This window comes from Allobosea sp. (assembly GCF_030694325.1).
Classification (GTDB): domain Bacteria; phylum Pseudomonadota; class Alphaproteobacteria; order Rhizobiales; family Beijerinckiaceae; genus Allobosea.
Genome location: NZ_JAUXYO010000280.1, coordinates 1 through 15,485, shown reverse-complemented (window position 1 = coordinate 15,485; position 15,485 = coordinate 1). Strand labels below are relative to the sequence as shown.

General features: G+C 65.2%; 14 protein-coding genes and 1 pseudogene. 13 read left to right on the top strand and 2 right to left on the bottom strand.

Annotated features, from left to right (window positions below):
• The 6 genes and pseudogenes from Q8M82_RS18025 to Q8M82_RS18000 all read left to right on the top strand — a co-directional run.
• On the top strand, positions 1–3,684 hold a 3,684-nt coding region (locus Q8M82_RS18025; protein WP_305692690.1), incomplete at its 5' end, for a DEAD/DEAH box helicase family protein.
• A 270-nt stretch (positions 3,685–3,954) separates the two neighbouring features.
• The gene (locus tag Q8M82_RS18020; protein ID WP_305692689.1) at positions 3,955–5,649 is read left to right on the top strand and encodes a ParB N-terminal domain-containing protein; all 1,695 of its coding nucleotides are present in this window, start codon (positions 3,955–3,957) and stop codon (positions 5,647–5,649) included.
• A 97-nt stretch (positions 5,650–5,746) separates the two neighbouring features.
• Positions 5,747–6,219 (top strand): annotated as a pseudogene (locus Q8M82_RS18015) (hypothetical protein).
• Entirely contained in the window at positions 6,216–7,100 is an 885-nt protein-coding gene (locus tag Q8M82_RS18010) for a DUF7007 domain-containing protein (protein ID WP_305692688.1), read from the top strand. The pseudogene Q8M82_RS18015 and the gene Q8M82_RS18010 overlap by 4 nt, the downstream one beginning before the upstream one ends.
• On the top strand, positions 7,100–7,444 hold the full coding sequence (locus Q8M82_RS18005; protein ID WP_305692687.1) for a hypothetical protein: 345 nt from the start codon (positions 7,100–7,102) through the stop codon (positions 7,442–7,444). The genes Q8M82_RS18010 and Q8M82_RS18005 overlap by 1 nt, the downstream gene beginning before the upstream one ends.
• Before the next feature lie 383 nt (positions 7,445–7,827).
• Positions 7,828–8,415 carry a hypothetical protein gene (locus tag Q8M82_RS18000; RefSeq protein WP_305692691.1) on the top strand — a complete coding sequence of 196 codons (588 nt, stop codon included), beginning with the start codon at positions 7,828–7,830 and terminating at the stop codon, positions 8,413–8,415.
• A 63-nt stretch (positions 8,416–8,478) separates the two neighbouring features.
• Here the strand turns inward: Q8M82_RS18000 and Q8M82_RS17995 are convergent, their stop codons facing one another.
• A complete protein-coding gene (locus Q8M82_RS17995; RefSeq protein ID WP_305692686.1) occupies positions 8,479–8,952 on the bottom strand; it encodes a type II toxin-antitoxin system VapC family toxin in 474 nt (157 codons plus the stop codon).
• Entirely contained in the window at positions 8,949–9,215 is a 267-nt protein-coding gene (locus Q8M82_RS17990) for a type II toxin-antitoxin system Phd/YefM family antitoxin (protein WP_371126401.1), read from the bottom strand. Before Q8M82_RS17990 ends, Q8M82_RS17995 begins: the two co-directional genes overlap by 4 nt.
• Before the next feature lie 291 nt (positions 9,216–9,506).
• On the opposite strand from Q8M82_RS17990, the gene Q8M82_RS17985 reads away from it, so the two are divergent.
• The 7 genes from Q8M82_RS17985 to Q8M82_RS17955 form a co-directional block, all read left to right on the top strand.
• A complete protein-coding gene (locus Q8M82_RS17985; RefSeq protein ID WP_305692684.1) occupies positions 9,507–10,430 on the top strand; it encodes an ArdC family protein in 924 nt (307 codons plus the stop codon).
• A 352-nt stretch (positions 10,431–10,782) separates the two neighbouring features.
• Positions 10,783–11,091, top strand: a complete 309-nt coding sequence (locus Q8M82_RS17980) for a DUF736 domain-containing protein (protein ID WP_054207737.1) — start codon at positions 10,783–10,785, stop codon at positions 11,089–11,091.
• Between the two features lie 440 nt (positions 11,092–11,531).
• Positions 11,532–11,738 (top strand): hypothetical protein, encoded by a 207-nt coding sequence (locus tag Q8M82_RS17975; protein WP_305692683.1) that lies wholly within the window; start codon positions 11,532–11,534, stop codon positions 11,736–11,738.
• A 221-nt stretch (positions 11,739–11,959) separates the two neighbouring features.
• Positions 11,960–12,703, top strand: a complete 744-nt coding sequence (locus tag Q8M82_RS17970; RefSeq protein ID WP_305692682.1) for a ParA family protein — start codon at positions 11,960–11,962, stop codon at positions 12,701–12,703.
• 4 nt (positions 12,704–12,707) lie between these two features.
• A complete protein-coding gene (locus tag Q8M82_RS17965) occupies positions 12,708–13,658 on the top strand; it encodes a ParB/RepB/Spo0J family partition protein (RefSeq protein WP_305692681.1) in 951 nt (316 codons plus the stop codon).
• A gap of 281 nt (positions 13,659–13,939) precedes the next feature.
• On the top strand, positions 13,940–14,449 hold the full coding sequence (locus Q8M82_RS17960) for a plasmid mobilization protein (RefSeq protein WP_305692680.1): 510 nt from the start codon (positions 13,940–13,942) through the stop codon (positions 14,447–14,449).
• Positions 14,449–15,485, top strand: a 1,037-nt coding sequence (locus Q8M82_RS17955) for a relaxase/mobilization nuclease domain-containing protein (protein ID WP_305692679.1), incomplete at its 3' end; no start/stop codon positions are given. The genes Q8M82_RS17960 and Q8M82_RS17955, both read left to right, overlap by 1 nt.

The following is a 15,485-nucleotide window of genomic DNA, read 5'->3' as shown; positions in this document are numbered from 1 at the left end:
GGGCTGATGCAGCTCGTTGACGGCCAGCCGGTCGCAGTGAAGGTTCGAAAAGGGCGGAGCGCCGAGGGCGTCCCGGAAAAGCACGTCCGGATCATCCAGAAGCTGATCCCGATCCGCGACGCCGTGCGCGAGGTCCTCACCTGCCAGGAGCAGGACCGGCCCTGGAAGGACGCGCAGGTTCGCATGCGCATCGCTTGGTCGAGCTTTTTGCGGGACTTTGGCCCGATCAATCACACGACGGTCTCGATCTCGGAGGACGAGACGACCGGCGAGGTTCGCGAATCCCACCGTCGGCCGAATTTGCAGCCTTTTCTCGACGATCCCGATTGCTGGCTGGTCGCCTCGATCGAGGACTACGACCTCGACACCGACTCGGCCAAACCGGGACCGCTGTTCAGCGAGCGCGTCATCGCGCCGCCTGCGGCAGCCGTCATCACCTGCGCCACGGACGCCCTTGCCGTCGTCCTGAACGAGCGCGGTCGGGTAGATCTGGAGCACATCGCCGAGCTGCTGCATCGGGATGTCGCCGAGGTCATCGTCGAGCTGGGCGACGCGATCTTCCAGAACCCGGCCGACGGCGCCTGGCAGATGGCCGACGCCTATCTGTCGGGGCCGGTGCGCGACAAGCTGAAGGTTGCCGAAACTGCAGCAGAGCTCGACCCCGCATTCGAGCGCAATGTCCGGGCGCTGGCCGCGGTCCAGCCGGCCGATCTCGGGCCGTCCGACATCACCGCGCGCCTCGGCGCGCCCTGGATCCCAGCGTCCGATGTCGTCGCCTTCATCAAGGAGACGATGGGCGCGGAGATCACGATCCGCCACATGCCGGAGCTGGCGTCATGGACGGTGGATGCGCGGCAGCTCGGCTGGCTGGCGGCGGGAACGTCAGACTGGGGCACGCGCCGTCGCCATGCCGGCGAGCTGCTGACCGACGCGCTGAACAGCCGCATCCCTCAAATCTTCGACACGGTGAAGGAGGGCCGCAGCGAGCGGCGCGTGCTCAACGTCGTCGATACCGAGGCCGCCAAGGAAAAGCTCCAGAAGATCAGGACCGCGTTCCAGAACTGGGTCTGGTCCGATCCGGACCGCACCGACCGGCTGGCACGAGTCTACAATGACCGCTTCAACAATATCGCGCCGCGCGCCTTCGATGGCTCGCATCTGAACCTGCCCGGCGCGAGCGGCGCTTTCACCCTCTACCCCCATCAGAAGCGCGGCATCTGGCGGATCATCGCCGCTGGCGCGACCTATCTCGCCCACGCGGTGGGCGCCGGAAAGACCATGACCTTTGCTGCCGCCGTGATGGAGCAGCGTCGGCTTGGGCTGATCGCCAAGGCCATGCTGGTTGTGCCCGGCCATTGCCTGGCGCAGGTCGCGCGGGAGTTTTTGGCGCTCTACCCGAACGCCCGCATCCTCGTCGCCGACGAGAACAATTTTAAAAAGGAGAAACGCCACCGCTTTCTATCGCGTGCTGCGACCGCGACCTGGGACGCGATCATCATCACCCATTCGGCGTTCCGCTTCATCGACGTGCCGTCCGCTTTCGAGCAACAGATGATCCAGGATGAGCTTGAACTCTATGAACACCTGCTGACCAAGGTCGAGACCGACGACCGCGTCTCGCGCAAGCGCCTCGAGCGCCTGAAGGAGGGATTGAAGGAGCGGCTGGAGGCGCTCTCGACCCGCAAGGACGATCTCCTGACCATCTCCGAGCTCGGTATCGATCAGATCATCGTCGACGAGGCGCAGGAGTTCCGAAAGCTCTCCTTCGCCACCAACATGTCGACGCTGAAGGGCGTCGATCCCAACGGCTCGCTGCGCGCTTGGGACCTCTATGTGAAGTCCCGCTTCGTTGAGACGAAGAACCCGGGCAGGGCGCTCGTGCTGGCGTCGGGCACGCCCATCACCAACACGCTCGGCGAGATGTTTTCGGTGCAGCGCCTGATGGACCATGCCGCGCTGCGGCAGCGCGGGCTGCACGAGTTCGACGCCTGGGCCTCGACCTTCGGCGACACCACGACAGAACTCGAGCTGCAGCCCTCGGGAAAATACAAGCCGGTCTCGCGTTTCGCCAGCTTCGTCAACGTCCCCGAGCTGATCGCCATGTTCCGCTCCTTCGCGGATGTCGTGCTGCCCGATGATTTGCGGCGCTATGTGAAGGTGCCGGCGATCTCGACCGGCCGCCGTCAGATTCTGACCGCCAAACCGACATCGGCCTTCAAATCCTACCAGCGCCTGCTCGACGAGCGCATCAAGGCGATCGAGGTGCGCGACCGGCCGCCGGAGCCCGGCGACGACATCCTGCTATCGGTCATCACCGACGGGCGCCATGCCGCGATCGACCTTCGCCTTGTCGATCCCGACAACGACAACGAGCCGGAGAACAAGCTCAATCTGCTGATCGAGAACGCCCTGCGCATCTGGCGGGAGACGACTGAAGCGGCTTACGTCCGGCCCGACGGCAAACCCTATGAGGCGTGCGGCGCGGCGCAGATGATCTTCTCCGATCTCGGCACGATCAGCGTCGAAAAGAGCCGGGGCTTCTCGGCCTATCGCTGGATCCGCGACGAGTTGGCCCGGCGCGGCGTGCCGGCCTCCGAGATCGCCTTCATGCAGGATTTCAAGAAGTCGGAGGCGAAGCAGCGGCTGTTCGGCGATGTCCGTGCCGGCAAGGTGCGCTTTCTGATCGGTTCGTCAGAAACGATGGGCACCGGCGTCAACGCGCAGCTCAGGTTGAAGGCCCTGCATCATCTCGACGTGCCCTGGCTGCCCTCGCAAATCGAGCAGCGGGAAGGCCGGATCGTGCGGCAGGGCAACCAGCACGACGAGATCGACATCTTCGCCTACGCGACGCAAGGCTCGCTCGACGCGACGATGTGGCAGAACAACGAGCGAAAGGCCCGCTTCATCGCAGCCGCGCTCTCGGGCGACACCTCGATCCGCCGGCTCGAGGATATGGGCGAGGGCCAGGCCAATCAGTTCGCCATGGCAAAGGCGATCGCGTCGGGCGATCAGCGGTTGATGCAGAAGGCCGGGTTGGAGGCCGAGATCGCCCGGCTCGAGCGCCTGCGCGCCGCCCATCAGGACGATCAGTTCGCCGTGCGCCGCCAGCGCCGCGATGCCGAACGGGATATCGCAGTCTCGACCCGTCGAATCGACGAGATCGGAAGCGACATCGAGCGCCGCGTCCCGACCGCCGGCGACGCCTTTGTGATGACCGTGACGGGGAAGGCTTATGTGGAGCGCAAGGAGGCCGGCCGCGCCTTGCTCAAGGAAATCCTGACCCTCGTGCAGATGCGGCATGAGGGGGAGGTGGTGATCGCCATGATCGGCGGGTTTGACCTGGAGTTCAGCGGTGAGCGCGGGGGCCGCGATGGCTATCGCTATGAGACGATGTTGCTTCGTACCGGCGCTGAGCACGAGATCGATCTGCCGGTCACCGTGACGCCGCTTGGCGCGGTGTCGCGGCTCGAACACGCACTCGGGGATCTTGAGGGCGAGCGGGAGCGGTATCGTCAGCGTCTCGCTGAGGCCCAGCGCCGGCTCGCGTCGTATCGGTCGCGCGAGGATGGCACGTGCGCCTTCGGCGAGGAGCTGGCGGAGAAACGCCGACAGTTGGTCGAGATCGAGACAGCGCTGGCGAGCGATACGGACGGACCTGATGCGATGCCGGCGGTCGCAGCTTGATCTGAGCAGAATGGCGGAAAGCGGGGCGAGAGAAAAATGAACCTTGCTCGCCGACCGGCCATTCCGGTGACACTGACGCTCAACCGCCGCCGTCGCGATCCCGGTCCGTTGTCCCGCGCAGGGCTTTGCCCTGCTTGGCCATCCGGACCGAGATGCTTGGCCGCAGTTGCACCGACCTGTCCGCTCCGCGGCCTGGGAGGGGTCTTCGGGAAGAAGACTGAACCGGACAGGTCGAGGCCGTGTCCCGCACCCTCTGAAGGAGCTTTCCCCATGCATCTCATGAAAGTCGATCCGCGCGCGCTGAAGGAGAACCCCGATCGCGCGCGCCAGACGAAATCCACCCCGCAGGCCGACGCATTGCTGCTGGCGACGATCAAAACGGTCGGCCTCGTCCAACCGCCGATGATCGCGCCGGAGACCGATGGCGGCAATGGCTACATCATCGATTCCGGGCATCGCCGCGTGAAGCAGGCGATCGCGGCTGGGCTCGACGAAATCGACGTCATGGTCGTCGATGCCGCCAACGACAATGGCGCGATGCGCAGCATGGTCGAGAACATCGCCCGCGAGCCGTTGAACCCGGTCGATCAGTGGCGGGCGATCGAGCGGCTCGTCGCGCTCGGCTGGACGGAAGAGGCGATCGGCATCGCGCTCGCACTGCCGGTGCGCCAGATCAAGAAACTCAGGCTGCTGGCGAATGTGCTGCCTGCGATGCTCGATCACATGGCCAAGGGCGACATGCCCAATGAGCAGCAGCTTCGCGCGATCGCGGCGGCGAACCTGGACGAGCAGCGCGAGGTCTGGAAGGCGCAGAAGCCGAAGAAGGGCGACCCGCAGGTATCATGGTGGAGCGTGGCCAACGCTCTCTCGAAGAAGCGCATGTACGCGCGCGACGCGAGTTTTGGCGACGATCTGGCCCAAGCCTATGGCATTTCCTGGGTCGAGGATCTGTTTGCGCCGGCCGACGAGGACAGCCGCTACACCACCAATGTCGAGGGGTTTCTCGGCGCGCAGCAGGAATGGATGACCGACCACCTGCCCAAGCGCGGCGTCATCACCGACGTCAACAATTTTGGCCAGGTCGTGCTGCCGCCCAAGGCCGAACGTGTCTACGGAAAGCCGGGCAAAAGCGATCGGACGGCTATGTATCTCGACCGCGAGGGCAAGGTGCAGACGGCTCACTTCCGCCTGCCGGAGCCGAAGAAGGTCAAGGGCGCCGACGACGCGGAGGGCGGCGACGACACGATCGTGATGGCCAGGCCGCGACCCGACGTGACGCGCAAGGGCGTCGAGATGATCGGCGACCTGCGAACCGATGCGCTGCATGAGGCGCTGGCGCGGGCGCCGATCGAGGACGACACGCTGATGGCGCTGCTCGTGCTCGCGTTCGCCGGTCGCAACATCTCGGTCCAGTCCGGCGCGTCCGACGGCTTCAACGGGTTTGCCCGGATGGAGCGTCATGCCGTGCAACTCGTCGATGCCGACGGCAAGCTCACCTTCGACCGGGACACGCTGCGGGTCGCAGCGCGCTCGGCTCTGATCGACGTCCTCTCGGCCCGAGAGAACCGGACCAATAGCGGCATCGTCGCGCGCCTTGCCGGCGACGCGATCGGTGCGGACGGGTTCCTGCCGACCATGGGTACGGAGGAGTTCCTGTCCTGCCTGTCGCGCCAGGCGCTGGAGCGCTCCTGCAAGGATACGCCCGTCCTGCCCCGCGCCCGGGTGAAGGATACGCGTGCAGCTCTCGTCGAACATTTGACGGAGCAGCGGTTCGTCCATCCGTCGGCGGCGTTCGCGCCGACGGCGGCTGAGGTCGCGACCTGGCGCTCCAAGAGCTCGATCGGCGCGGATGACGACGCCGACGTCACGGCGGACGATGCTAATATCGGGTCCTGCGATGCCGCTGCACTCGACGACGTCGACCCCGAGGCGATCGACGAGGCCTACCGCGTCGCGGCGGAATAACCCCGACCTCCTCACCCATGTCCGATCGATATCCCGCCGCCGGGCCTCGTGCCGGCGGCGGTTTTGTTTCCACGCAACGCCATCACGGAGGACAAACATGTCCGCGCACGCAATCTACGATCATGCACCCATCGGCTCGACCATTGCATGGTCCGACGGAACGCCGCGGCCGCCAGAGCGCTTCACTAGGAAACTCGCGGCCTGGCTGACCAGCAACGGCAAGGGCCGCCTGATCCGGAAGCAGCCCGGCAGAAGCTCGGGCAATCTCAGCCTGTCCGCCAGCTTCACTTTGCATGAGGCCGATATCGGCACTGGGGGCGTGGCGCGATTCGGGTCCATCGCACCTTCTCGCTGGACTCGAGCCTGCACTTCAGCGTGGTCGAGCGCCCGGCGATCGGGTCGGTGCGCGTGTTCGACCGGGCCGGCGAGGATGCCGAGCTTGTCCATCTCGCGTCAAACCTCGCGGCGGCGAAGGAATGGCTCTCTCGTCATGGCTATCCGCGCGCCGCGCTTCAGGAGGTCACGGCAGACGAGGTTGGCGCCGCGGTCGTCGAGGGGAGGGCGGCATGACCGATGTCCTCGCTTGCGACGCTACCGCTGCAATGCCTGAAACCCCGGAGACCGAGTTTGGCCATTCGACAGAAGGCTTTCCGGTCGCCCGGGTGGTCGACGCCGGCTTCGCCATGCTGCCGGCGCACGACGGCGGTCATTATCTCGCGACGGGCTGGCGGATTGCGCGCCCACTCGCCGAATGGCGTCGATCCGACCTTTTCGGCCATTCCGGCAGCCTGGGGAATGAGGCCGCGTTTCGCGCCAAGGTTCTGGAGCATGCTGAGCATCTTCGCGAGAAGCGGGCTCTTGGTCGAACGGAGATTCGCAGCAGGTCGCGGACGCCATGGGGCGTCTCCCAGGGCGCGACGGTCTACGCCGAGGGCGTCGAATCGCATTCCACCGCCCGACATGGCGGCTTCAAGCTCTCGGCCGAGCGCAATCGAAAGGTTCATGCGCTGTTGCGCGCGGAAGTCGGCTGGTACGAGGAGGACTGCGCCTGGGCGATCGTCGCCATCACCTTCCCCGACCTCTTCACAGGCTTCGAGCGGCGCTGCGCCGAGCGGTCGGTTAAGGATAGTTGGCCCGATGCGTGGGAGGCGATCTTCGGCGTCGTGCTGGGACCGGGTGAATCCTATGAGAAGGACCGGCGGGCTTTCCACGAAGCGCATGCCGGCGACTGGATCGTGGTCTCGGCCGTCGCGTCCGAACATCACAAGGGGTTTGTTGAATGCGTCGCCACGCCAGGCGGCCGGCGCGGCGCCGGGACCGAAGAGCGCCGCTTTCTCGTTCCGGCCGACGAGTACACGGTCGGCCGGCTCGGCTTCGTCATCGATCCATCCCGTCACGCTGTCTATGCCGGGCCTTCCAGCGTCATCGGCTGGCAGCGAGGGACGTCGTGATGATCGCGCCTGAGACGTTCGCGCAGCTTACTCGCATGGAGGAAGCGCGCCGGCAGGTCCAACGCCAGCTCGAATTGATTGACCGGCAGATTGCGCGTCGGGCGGCTGCGCTGGTCCCACAGCAGCGCAAGCGCCATGTCGATCGGCGAGGAAGATCGCCCGACGTTTGCATGGTGCTGGAACGCTACCGCTCGACCCTTGCCGCGCTGACAGCCGAGCGTCAGCCGGAGATCGATGCAATGTCGCGCAAACTCGCGCGGCAGGACCGGGCCATCGCCGCCCATCACGAGCGTCAGCAGATTGCGCTTTTCGCGCGCGGCATGACCGGGCGATGCGGGTCGTAAGCGTGGCAGGTCCGTCAGATCCGAGGCGATCGGCGGCGCATGGCTGCTGCGAGGCCCCGAGTGTCTGTTCGGTAGCGTCGCTGAGGCGAGGCTGCGCTGGCCCTCGTCCTCCCGGGTTTGCTGCGGTCTAAACCGTCGGCCAGGCGCTTCAAGGCCGCGTGCCGCGCCGCGTGGCGGCCGGCCTTCGCCGATCTCGCAGACGGCGCTCGCGTCTTTCGCGAGGGCTTACGCCCTGCTTGGCCGCAAGCGCCGTCCGCTCGCCTGGCATAGGCCGGACCTGTGAAGCGCCAGGGCTTTCGACGGTTCGGGTCGACCGCACCCGAGGGGACGACGGCCAAGCGCCGGTCCGGCTCCGAGGGCGCAACCGAAAAAAGGAACACCTCATGGCCAAGACCGCACAATCGCCCCGACAGACCGCCCGCGTCATTCCGCTCCGCAAGGGCACGACCATCGAAATGACCCGGCTCGCCTGCCCCGAGCAGCAGCAGGCGCTCCTCATTGCTGAGAGTTTCGGGCTCCCGGTCCTCGACGGCGACGGTATTCGCGATCTGCACGAGCGTCTGATCGTGGAAACGGCAGCCAGCCTGCAGGACGGGCTCGGCGAACGGGCGATGCAGATCCACCTGCAGCGCATCGTCGGCGCCTATGTCGGTTCGGCCCATGGCGCCGGGCAGTTTTATTCCCGCGCGGTCACCGAGGCGCGCGACGCCACGGCCAAATCGGCCTGCGATGCTCGCGACGAGGATGTCGATGGCCCGGTCGGCTTCGACGGTCCAGCGCAGCGCAAACGAGAATTCGCGGCCGACATGGGCGTCCAGGCCCACGCACTGCTGATGGCGGCCGAGGGTGCTGTCGCGGCATACGAGCAGGTCATCGGCGAACGGTGGAAGCCTTTCGAGCGAGCCGCCGAGACCACAAGTCCATCCGTCGACCGCAAGGCGGCCGCAGTTCAGATGGCGGCGTTCGGCTGAGCCGGCGTGAGCGGGGCGCCAGTCCCGCTCACTATCACATTGGCCATTGCGGCCGGCCATCGCTCATCGCGCTCTTTTTCCGGCAGGCCGAAGCGGAAACCGTTCCGGATCATCGTTCCAAGGATCGAAAACCACCGCGCCGGTCGCGCCGACATCCTTGGTGTTGCGTGTCACGAGATAGAGCTCGTGCTCGATCGCGGTCGCCGCCAGCATCGTGTCGATCACCGGCGGCGGATGTCCGCTTGCCCGCCTGATCTCTCCCGACATCCGCCCCCATGCCAGCACGACCGGGTTGCTGACGCCGAGCATCCGATCCTGGAATCGTTGCGCCAGGGCGTCGCGGGCGGCCTTGTATCTAGGCCGGTCGGGATGATCGGCGCTCAGATTGTGGATCCCCTTGTCGTATTCGGCCAGCGTCAGGATGCTGATGTAGAAGCTGTTCTCGGGCTGGTCGCGCGCCCATTCCTTGACCGACGGCGCACCATTGGGATTGATCAGCGCGGCGACGACGTTGGTGTCGAGAAGCCAGCCTTTCAAAGTTCGACGTCCCGTCCGAAATCCGGTTCGCGGGCTAAGTCGAGCCCGTCCAGATGCAGGCTCTCCATGAATTCGACGAAGGGCGCCTGCGGTATCTGCGGAACCAGGCGATCGAACTCCTCGACGCTCATGACCACAACTGCGTCATGTCCGCGTACGCTGACGCGCTGAGGACCATCAGTGCGGGCGTGACGCACAACTTCGCTGAAGCGCGCTTTTGCATCTTCGAGCTTCCATCGACCCTGGGGCAGTGCCTTGGCCATTCGCGCAGCTCTTTTCACCATGAGATAGATCTAGTCAGATAGTCAGAAGATAGCGGCTGTCGGGCTCCAGCGCCAGCCCCTGGAAGTAGATTGGATTGCGAGCGGTTGGCCGGCCATTCGATCGCGACCCGTCCCGATCCACGGTCTTAGCCGGGACGGCATCGGCTGCAACGGCTTTGCCGTCTTCCACTTCGTTCCAGCCCTCCGGGTGCAGTCGTCGCCTGGACTCTCGGCTTTTCGACCTCCGTGACGGGGTCGCGATCGACGCGACCTCCACAAGGAGGCTGGATCATGAGCAAGTCAGAAGAGAAACCGCGCGCGGACATCTATGCGCGGATCACCGACAGGATCGTCGCCGAACTGGAAAAGGGCGTGCGTCCCTGGATGCAGCCGTGGCGTTCAGGCAGTGGCAACGGAAGCGTGACACGGCCGCTGCGGCATAACGGGTTGCCCTATAGCGGGATGAACGTGCTCTTGCTCTGGTCTGAGGCTGCGGCGCAGGGCTTTTCCTCCCCGGTCTGGATGACATTCAAGCAGGCGCTCGAACTCGGCGGCGCGGTCCGCAAAGGCGAGACCGGATCGATGGTTGTCTTCGCCAGCCGCTTCAAGAAAACCGAAACCGATGCCGCCGGCGACATGATCGATCGCGAGGTCCCGTTCCTCAAATCATACACGGTCTTCAACGCCGAGCAGATCGACGGCCTGCCCGCCAACTATCGCAACTCCGAACCGGCTTGCGATCCGATCGAGCGGATCGATCACGCTGATCGCTTCTTCGCCGCGACCGGCGCCGTCCTCCGACATGGCGGCGACCGCGCCTACTACTCTCCGGCGACGGACCACATCCAGATGCCGCCCTTCGCGACGTTTCGCGATGGAGCGTCTTATGTCGCGACGCTCAGCCATGAGGCGACCCATTGGACAGCAGCCCCGCATCGCGTGAACCGCGATCTCAGCCGCTACGGCAAGGACCGAAGTGAAAGGGCGCGCGAGGAGCTGATCGCGGAACTTGGAAGCTGCTTCCTCTGCGCCGATCTTGGCATCGTACCGGAGCTGGAGCCGCGTCCAGATCACGCCAGCTATCTCGCCTCCTGGCTCGCGGTTCTGTCCAGCGACAAGCGCTTCATCTTTGCAGCCGCCGCGCATGCACAGCGGGCCGCCGCCTATCTCCATGGGCTTCAGCCGCAGACCGGCTTGATCGCGGAGGCTGCATGAGTGGTCGAGTTCTATGATGCAGGAGCCAATTCGGAACCAGCGAAAAGGCTTACCGCCATCCGTTCCCCGGCTGTTTTCCCGGGCTTGCGTCCACTGCGTCCTCGATGGGCATGTCTGACCGAAGGCCGTCGTCGCTGACGCGCCGTCTCGCTCTCACACCTGCAACGGCCGTCCGCGACTTTCTTCCCCTGGGCCCTGCGGTCCCATTCCTCGCGGAACAAGAAAGCCGCACCCGTCCGTCCTTCACTGCGTTTCGGCCCCGCTAGGGTGCAGGTCGATCGCCTCCGGTCTTTCGACTGCCATCGAGGCCGCGATGGGCGCAAGGTCTCGAACAAGCAGAAGGAACTCCACAATGGCGATCATCGGTAGCTTCACCTCGAACGGCGACGGCTTCAACGGCACGATCAAGACCCTCAACCTCAACGTCAAAGCCAAGATGGTGCGCCCCGAGCGGCCATCCGAGAAGGGACCAGCATTCCGCATCCTCGCAGGCAATGTCGAGTTCGGCGCGGCCTGGCAGAAGACCTCGACCGAGGGGCGCGACTATCTCTCGGTCAAGCTCGATGATCCGAGTTTTCCTGCGGCCATCTACGCCACGCTGATCGAGGTCGAGGGCAGCGACGGCCTCCAGCTCATCTGGTCCCGGCCCACCCGCGACTGAGCCTCCAGTCCAAGATGGCCCCGTCGCGAGGCGGGGCCAAATCCTTTTTGACCCGCCTGCGTCGGCGCGCGTATCCCGCCATTTCCCACCGCGCAAGCTCGGATGTGGTTTGAACCACACCTTACTCGATGAAGCGGTCGGGCGGGCGCATTTTGGTTCAAACCACACTTCGACAGTTGGTGGTTGAAACCGCATCTCGATCCTCGCGCGCTCTGCGCCGTAACAGCCGCCCTGGTGCTTCCCGTGCGAACTGGAGGGGCTCTCTGGTCGGCCCAGTGTACGGCCGGCGGAGCCCGCCTCAAGGACGCGCGGTACCCCCAAAATGCTTCGCATTTCGGCTCCCCCACGCGCCGCCTCCGGCGGTCGGCTTCGCCGATCCTTGACCCGGTCTCAGCCGACGCGTGGTGCGCCTTCGTCCATTCGAGACGAAGGAGGTTCTCATGACCATGCCGATCGATCAGCAGATTGCCGAACTCAAGGCCGAGCTGGCCAATTCCTGCCTCACGCCACGCGAGCGTCGCGATGCCAAGCGCGAACTGGAATTCCTGACCGAGGAGGACCGCAGCGATGTGGAGACGGTGTACTTCACGGAGGTCGAAGGCTGGGCTGCGGCCCACGCTGTGGATCTGGCAGCGCTGCCGTTCTGAGCATCACGAATCGAACTGGCCGGTCTGACGCGACACGCGTCGGGCCGGCTTTTCGCATGTCGCCCGCGCCTGCGCTTGCTTCGCTGCGCGCAGGCGCGAGTTGTCCATGGCGTCTCGACCGCAGTGTGGTTTGAACCACACCGTCACGTCATCGCCGCGATCGGCCTTCAGAAGGCGTCCCGCATCGGAGTTGTCGGGACCAGCGTCATGTCGCATTCGCCATGAAGACCATCGTGATCAACAACCAGAAAGGCGGCGTCGGCAAGACAACGCTTGCCGTGCATCTCGCCTGGCACCTCGCCGAGACCGGCGGTCGCGTGCTGATGATCGACGCGGACGCCCAGGGCAACGCCACCGACACGATGAAGCGGCATCGCGGCGACGTCACCGCCGCCGAGCTGTTTCGGCTTGGTCGGGTGACCCTCTCCGGCGGGGCCGACGGTATCACGCTGGCGGCTTCCGACAGCTCTCTGACCGATGTCGATCGCGGCGATGCAGCTGGCATCCAGCAGTTTCGCGACAATCTGCGCTCAGCGAGCGCGGCATTCGACGTCTGCGTCATAGACACGCCGCCATCGCTCGGTCTGCGCAGTGTAGCCGCGCTGGTCGCTGCCAGCCATGTTCTGTCGCCAATCTATCTCGAGGACTATTCGGTGAAGGGCGTGAAGGGGCTGCTCCAGACCGTGATCGGCGTGCAGCAGCGCTATGGCCGCTCCGACATGAAGTTCCTCGGGCTCTTGCCATCGAACTTCAACACGAAGTCCCCTCGCCAGCGGGCGCATCTCGATCAGCTTCTGCGCGAGGCCGGCAAATATGTCTTTCCCGGCCATATTGTTGCGCGCGACGGCTATGCGGAAGCGGTCGCCGAGGGCGTGCCAGTCTGGACATTGAAGAAGCGCTCGGCGCAGGAGGCCGGCCGCGAAATCCGCCTCGTGCTGTCGCGCATCGTCGAGCAGATGGGTTGATGGCATGGCGCTGGATCTGAGCTTCAAGGACCTTGCGGATGTCGCTGCCGGCGACGCGTCGGATGGCCGGCCGCTCAAGATCGCGCTGGAGCTGATCGACGAGGATCCCGATCAGCCGCGGCGCGAGTTTCCGGAGGATGAACTGCAGCAGCTTGCGGCGTCGATCCGGATCGAGGGCATTCTCCAGCCGATCGTGGTCAAGCGCTCTGATCAGGCCGAGCGCTACATCATCGTGATGGGCGCGCGGCGTTACCGGGCGGCGAAGATCGCCGAGCTGGTCGAGGCGCCCGTCTTCGTCCAGGACGACGCTGAGGCTAACCCTTATGCTCAGATGGTCGAAAACATTCAGCGCGACGATCTCAAGCCCAGCGAGATCGCCCGGTTCATCACGGCTCGGCTTGAGGCCGGCGAAAAGCAGACCGAAATCGCCCGGCGTCTCGGCAAACCGCGCGACTGGGTTTCGCGCTACGGCGCGGTGCCAAAGATGCCGCCCTTCTTGCAGGAGATGCTCGCGACGAGTTCGATCCGCGCGGTCTACGAACTTTATCAGGCCTGGCGGCAGGAGCCGAGAGATGTCGAGCGTGCGATCGAGGATCGCACGGCCTTCACCGATGCCCAGGCGAGAGAGTTTGCGGCGACGGTCCGATCATCCGGCACGCCGGCTGGATCGATCGATGCGAACTCCGACGAGCCGGATCGCGCCATAGAGAGCACCGAGCCCGGTCATCGACCTGACCGGAGTGCTCGCGCTCCAGCAGCGATGGCACCGCAATCGCGTGTTGCTGCAAAGGGTGTGGCTGTCGTGCGGGTCCGTGTCGGCAAGCGGCACGGTGCTTTGGTGCTCGACGATACTATGGCGAGCAGCCAAGGTTTTGCGCGCGTCGCATTCGATGACGGTTCGGAAGAGGATGCCAGCGTGACCGCGCTTCGGATCGAAGCGGTTCTCATCGGTTGATGCGGCGAGACCAGCGCCTCGACCGCCATGTGGTTTGAACCACACTTCGTCGTTCCAAGGGCGGTGTCATTTCCTAAGCCGGCGACAGCATCGCCGGTTTGCTGTGGGCTGCCGGCTGCGTTCATACGCCGTCCCTACGTTAACCGAGGTGGATTGTTGAAAGTCTTGTGATTAAGTTCTAGTGCAGGATAGGCTTGCCGCCAGCGAATTATTACGCCATTTTGGCGGTGAGAGGCGCTGCCGCGCTTCGATGGATCTTGTCGCGATGAGGGGGCGCCCAGATGCCGACGTTGACGTTGCGGGTTTCGGATGATCTGGCGCTACAGTTCGCTGCCCTGGCCGCGACCGAGGGCGGTAAGTCGGCGCTGATCCGACGGTTGCTCGAGGGCGCAGTCGGCGTACCGGAATCGAAGCGCGCACCTGTCGCGGTCGGTGCCCCGCAGAAGGTGACGGTGCGCTTCAGGGAGAGCGAGCTGCGTCAGCTTGGCGAGATGGCTGCGGCGCGCGGGATGACGCGGACGCAGTGGATCACGTCCTTGGTGAGGTCGCGGCTGGGCGCTCCAGCGCAGCAGTCGGACGGCGAGCGCGAGGCGCTGCGGTCGATCGCACGCGAGCTCAACCGTATCGGCGGCAACGTCAATCAGATCGCCCGAGCTTCGAATGCAGGTGAGGGCGGATCGGGAGGAGGCTCCAAGTCCGGACTGGATGATGCGCGCACTGCACTAGAGGCCTTGCAGGGCGAATTGAAGGACGTCCTGCAACGGACCAGCACCTATTGGGAGGGCCGTTGATGAGCGGAAAGGGCGCTCAAGAGCTACTCGATGACCTGCCGCCAATCTCGTATGTCTGGCGGACGCCGGTGCGACGGCCTCGTGTGTCCGAGGCCGACATTCCCGATCCGGTCGCTCCGCAGCGCGTTACGCCGGCGATGCGGGCCCGGCTCGAACGGATCGTTGGCCGTGCGCCGGAGGTGATGGTGAAGATTACCGGGCGTACGAAAGACGCCGGGCATCTCAAATCCCATCTCGAATACATCATGCGCAATGGCGAGCTGACGGCGGAGACCGAGCAGGGCTCGCTCATGCACGGCAGGGAGGGTCTCAAGGATCTGCAGTCGCGCTGGACCGAGGATGCCGTGCTCGACGACAAGCGCCGGCGCGACGGCAGCGTGTCGGTCAACATCATCCTGTCGATGCCGCCTGGCACCGATCCGATCGCGGTGAAGGATGCCGTGCGCGCGTTCGCGATCGAGACCTTTGGACCGAACCACGACTATGTCTTCGTCCAGCATCTCGATGACAAGCACCCGCATGTCCATCTAACGGTTCGTTCGCAGGGCTACAACGGGAAGCGCCTGAATCCGCGAAAGGCCGACCTGGCGAATTGGCGCGAGCGGTTCGCAGGCGAGCTTCGGGTACGCGGCGTCGCGGCCGAGGCGACGCCGCGGCGGACAAGGGGGAAGATACGCAAGCACGATAAGGGGACGGTGGTAGCGCTGCGACGGCGCGGCGTCGTTCCTGATACCGACAAGGGCGCGCGGGACGACGTCGTTCGGGCGGCGAAGTCCGGCGTCGCCGGCTCACGCCCCTGGGAGGCGAAAGCTCGCGAACGCCAGGCCAAGATCCAGGCTCAGTACCTCGCTCACTACAAGGAACTCGAGCGGACCGGGAAGGGCAGTGATCGGGCTCTGGAGGCGATGGTGCGGGAATTCGTGGCAAAAATGCCGGACCCGGAAACGAGGCGCGAGCAGTTGGTGCGGGAACTAGCCTCCGCAGCTCAGCGCACTCGAGCTGGTAGGGACCAAGCTCCTGATCGCAAAGGCCGGGA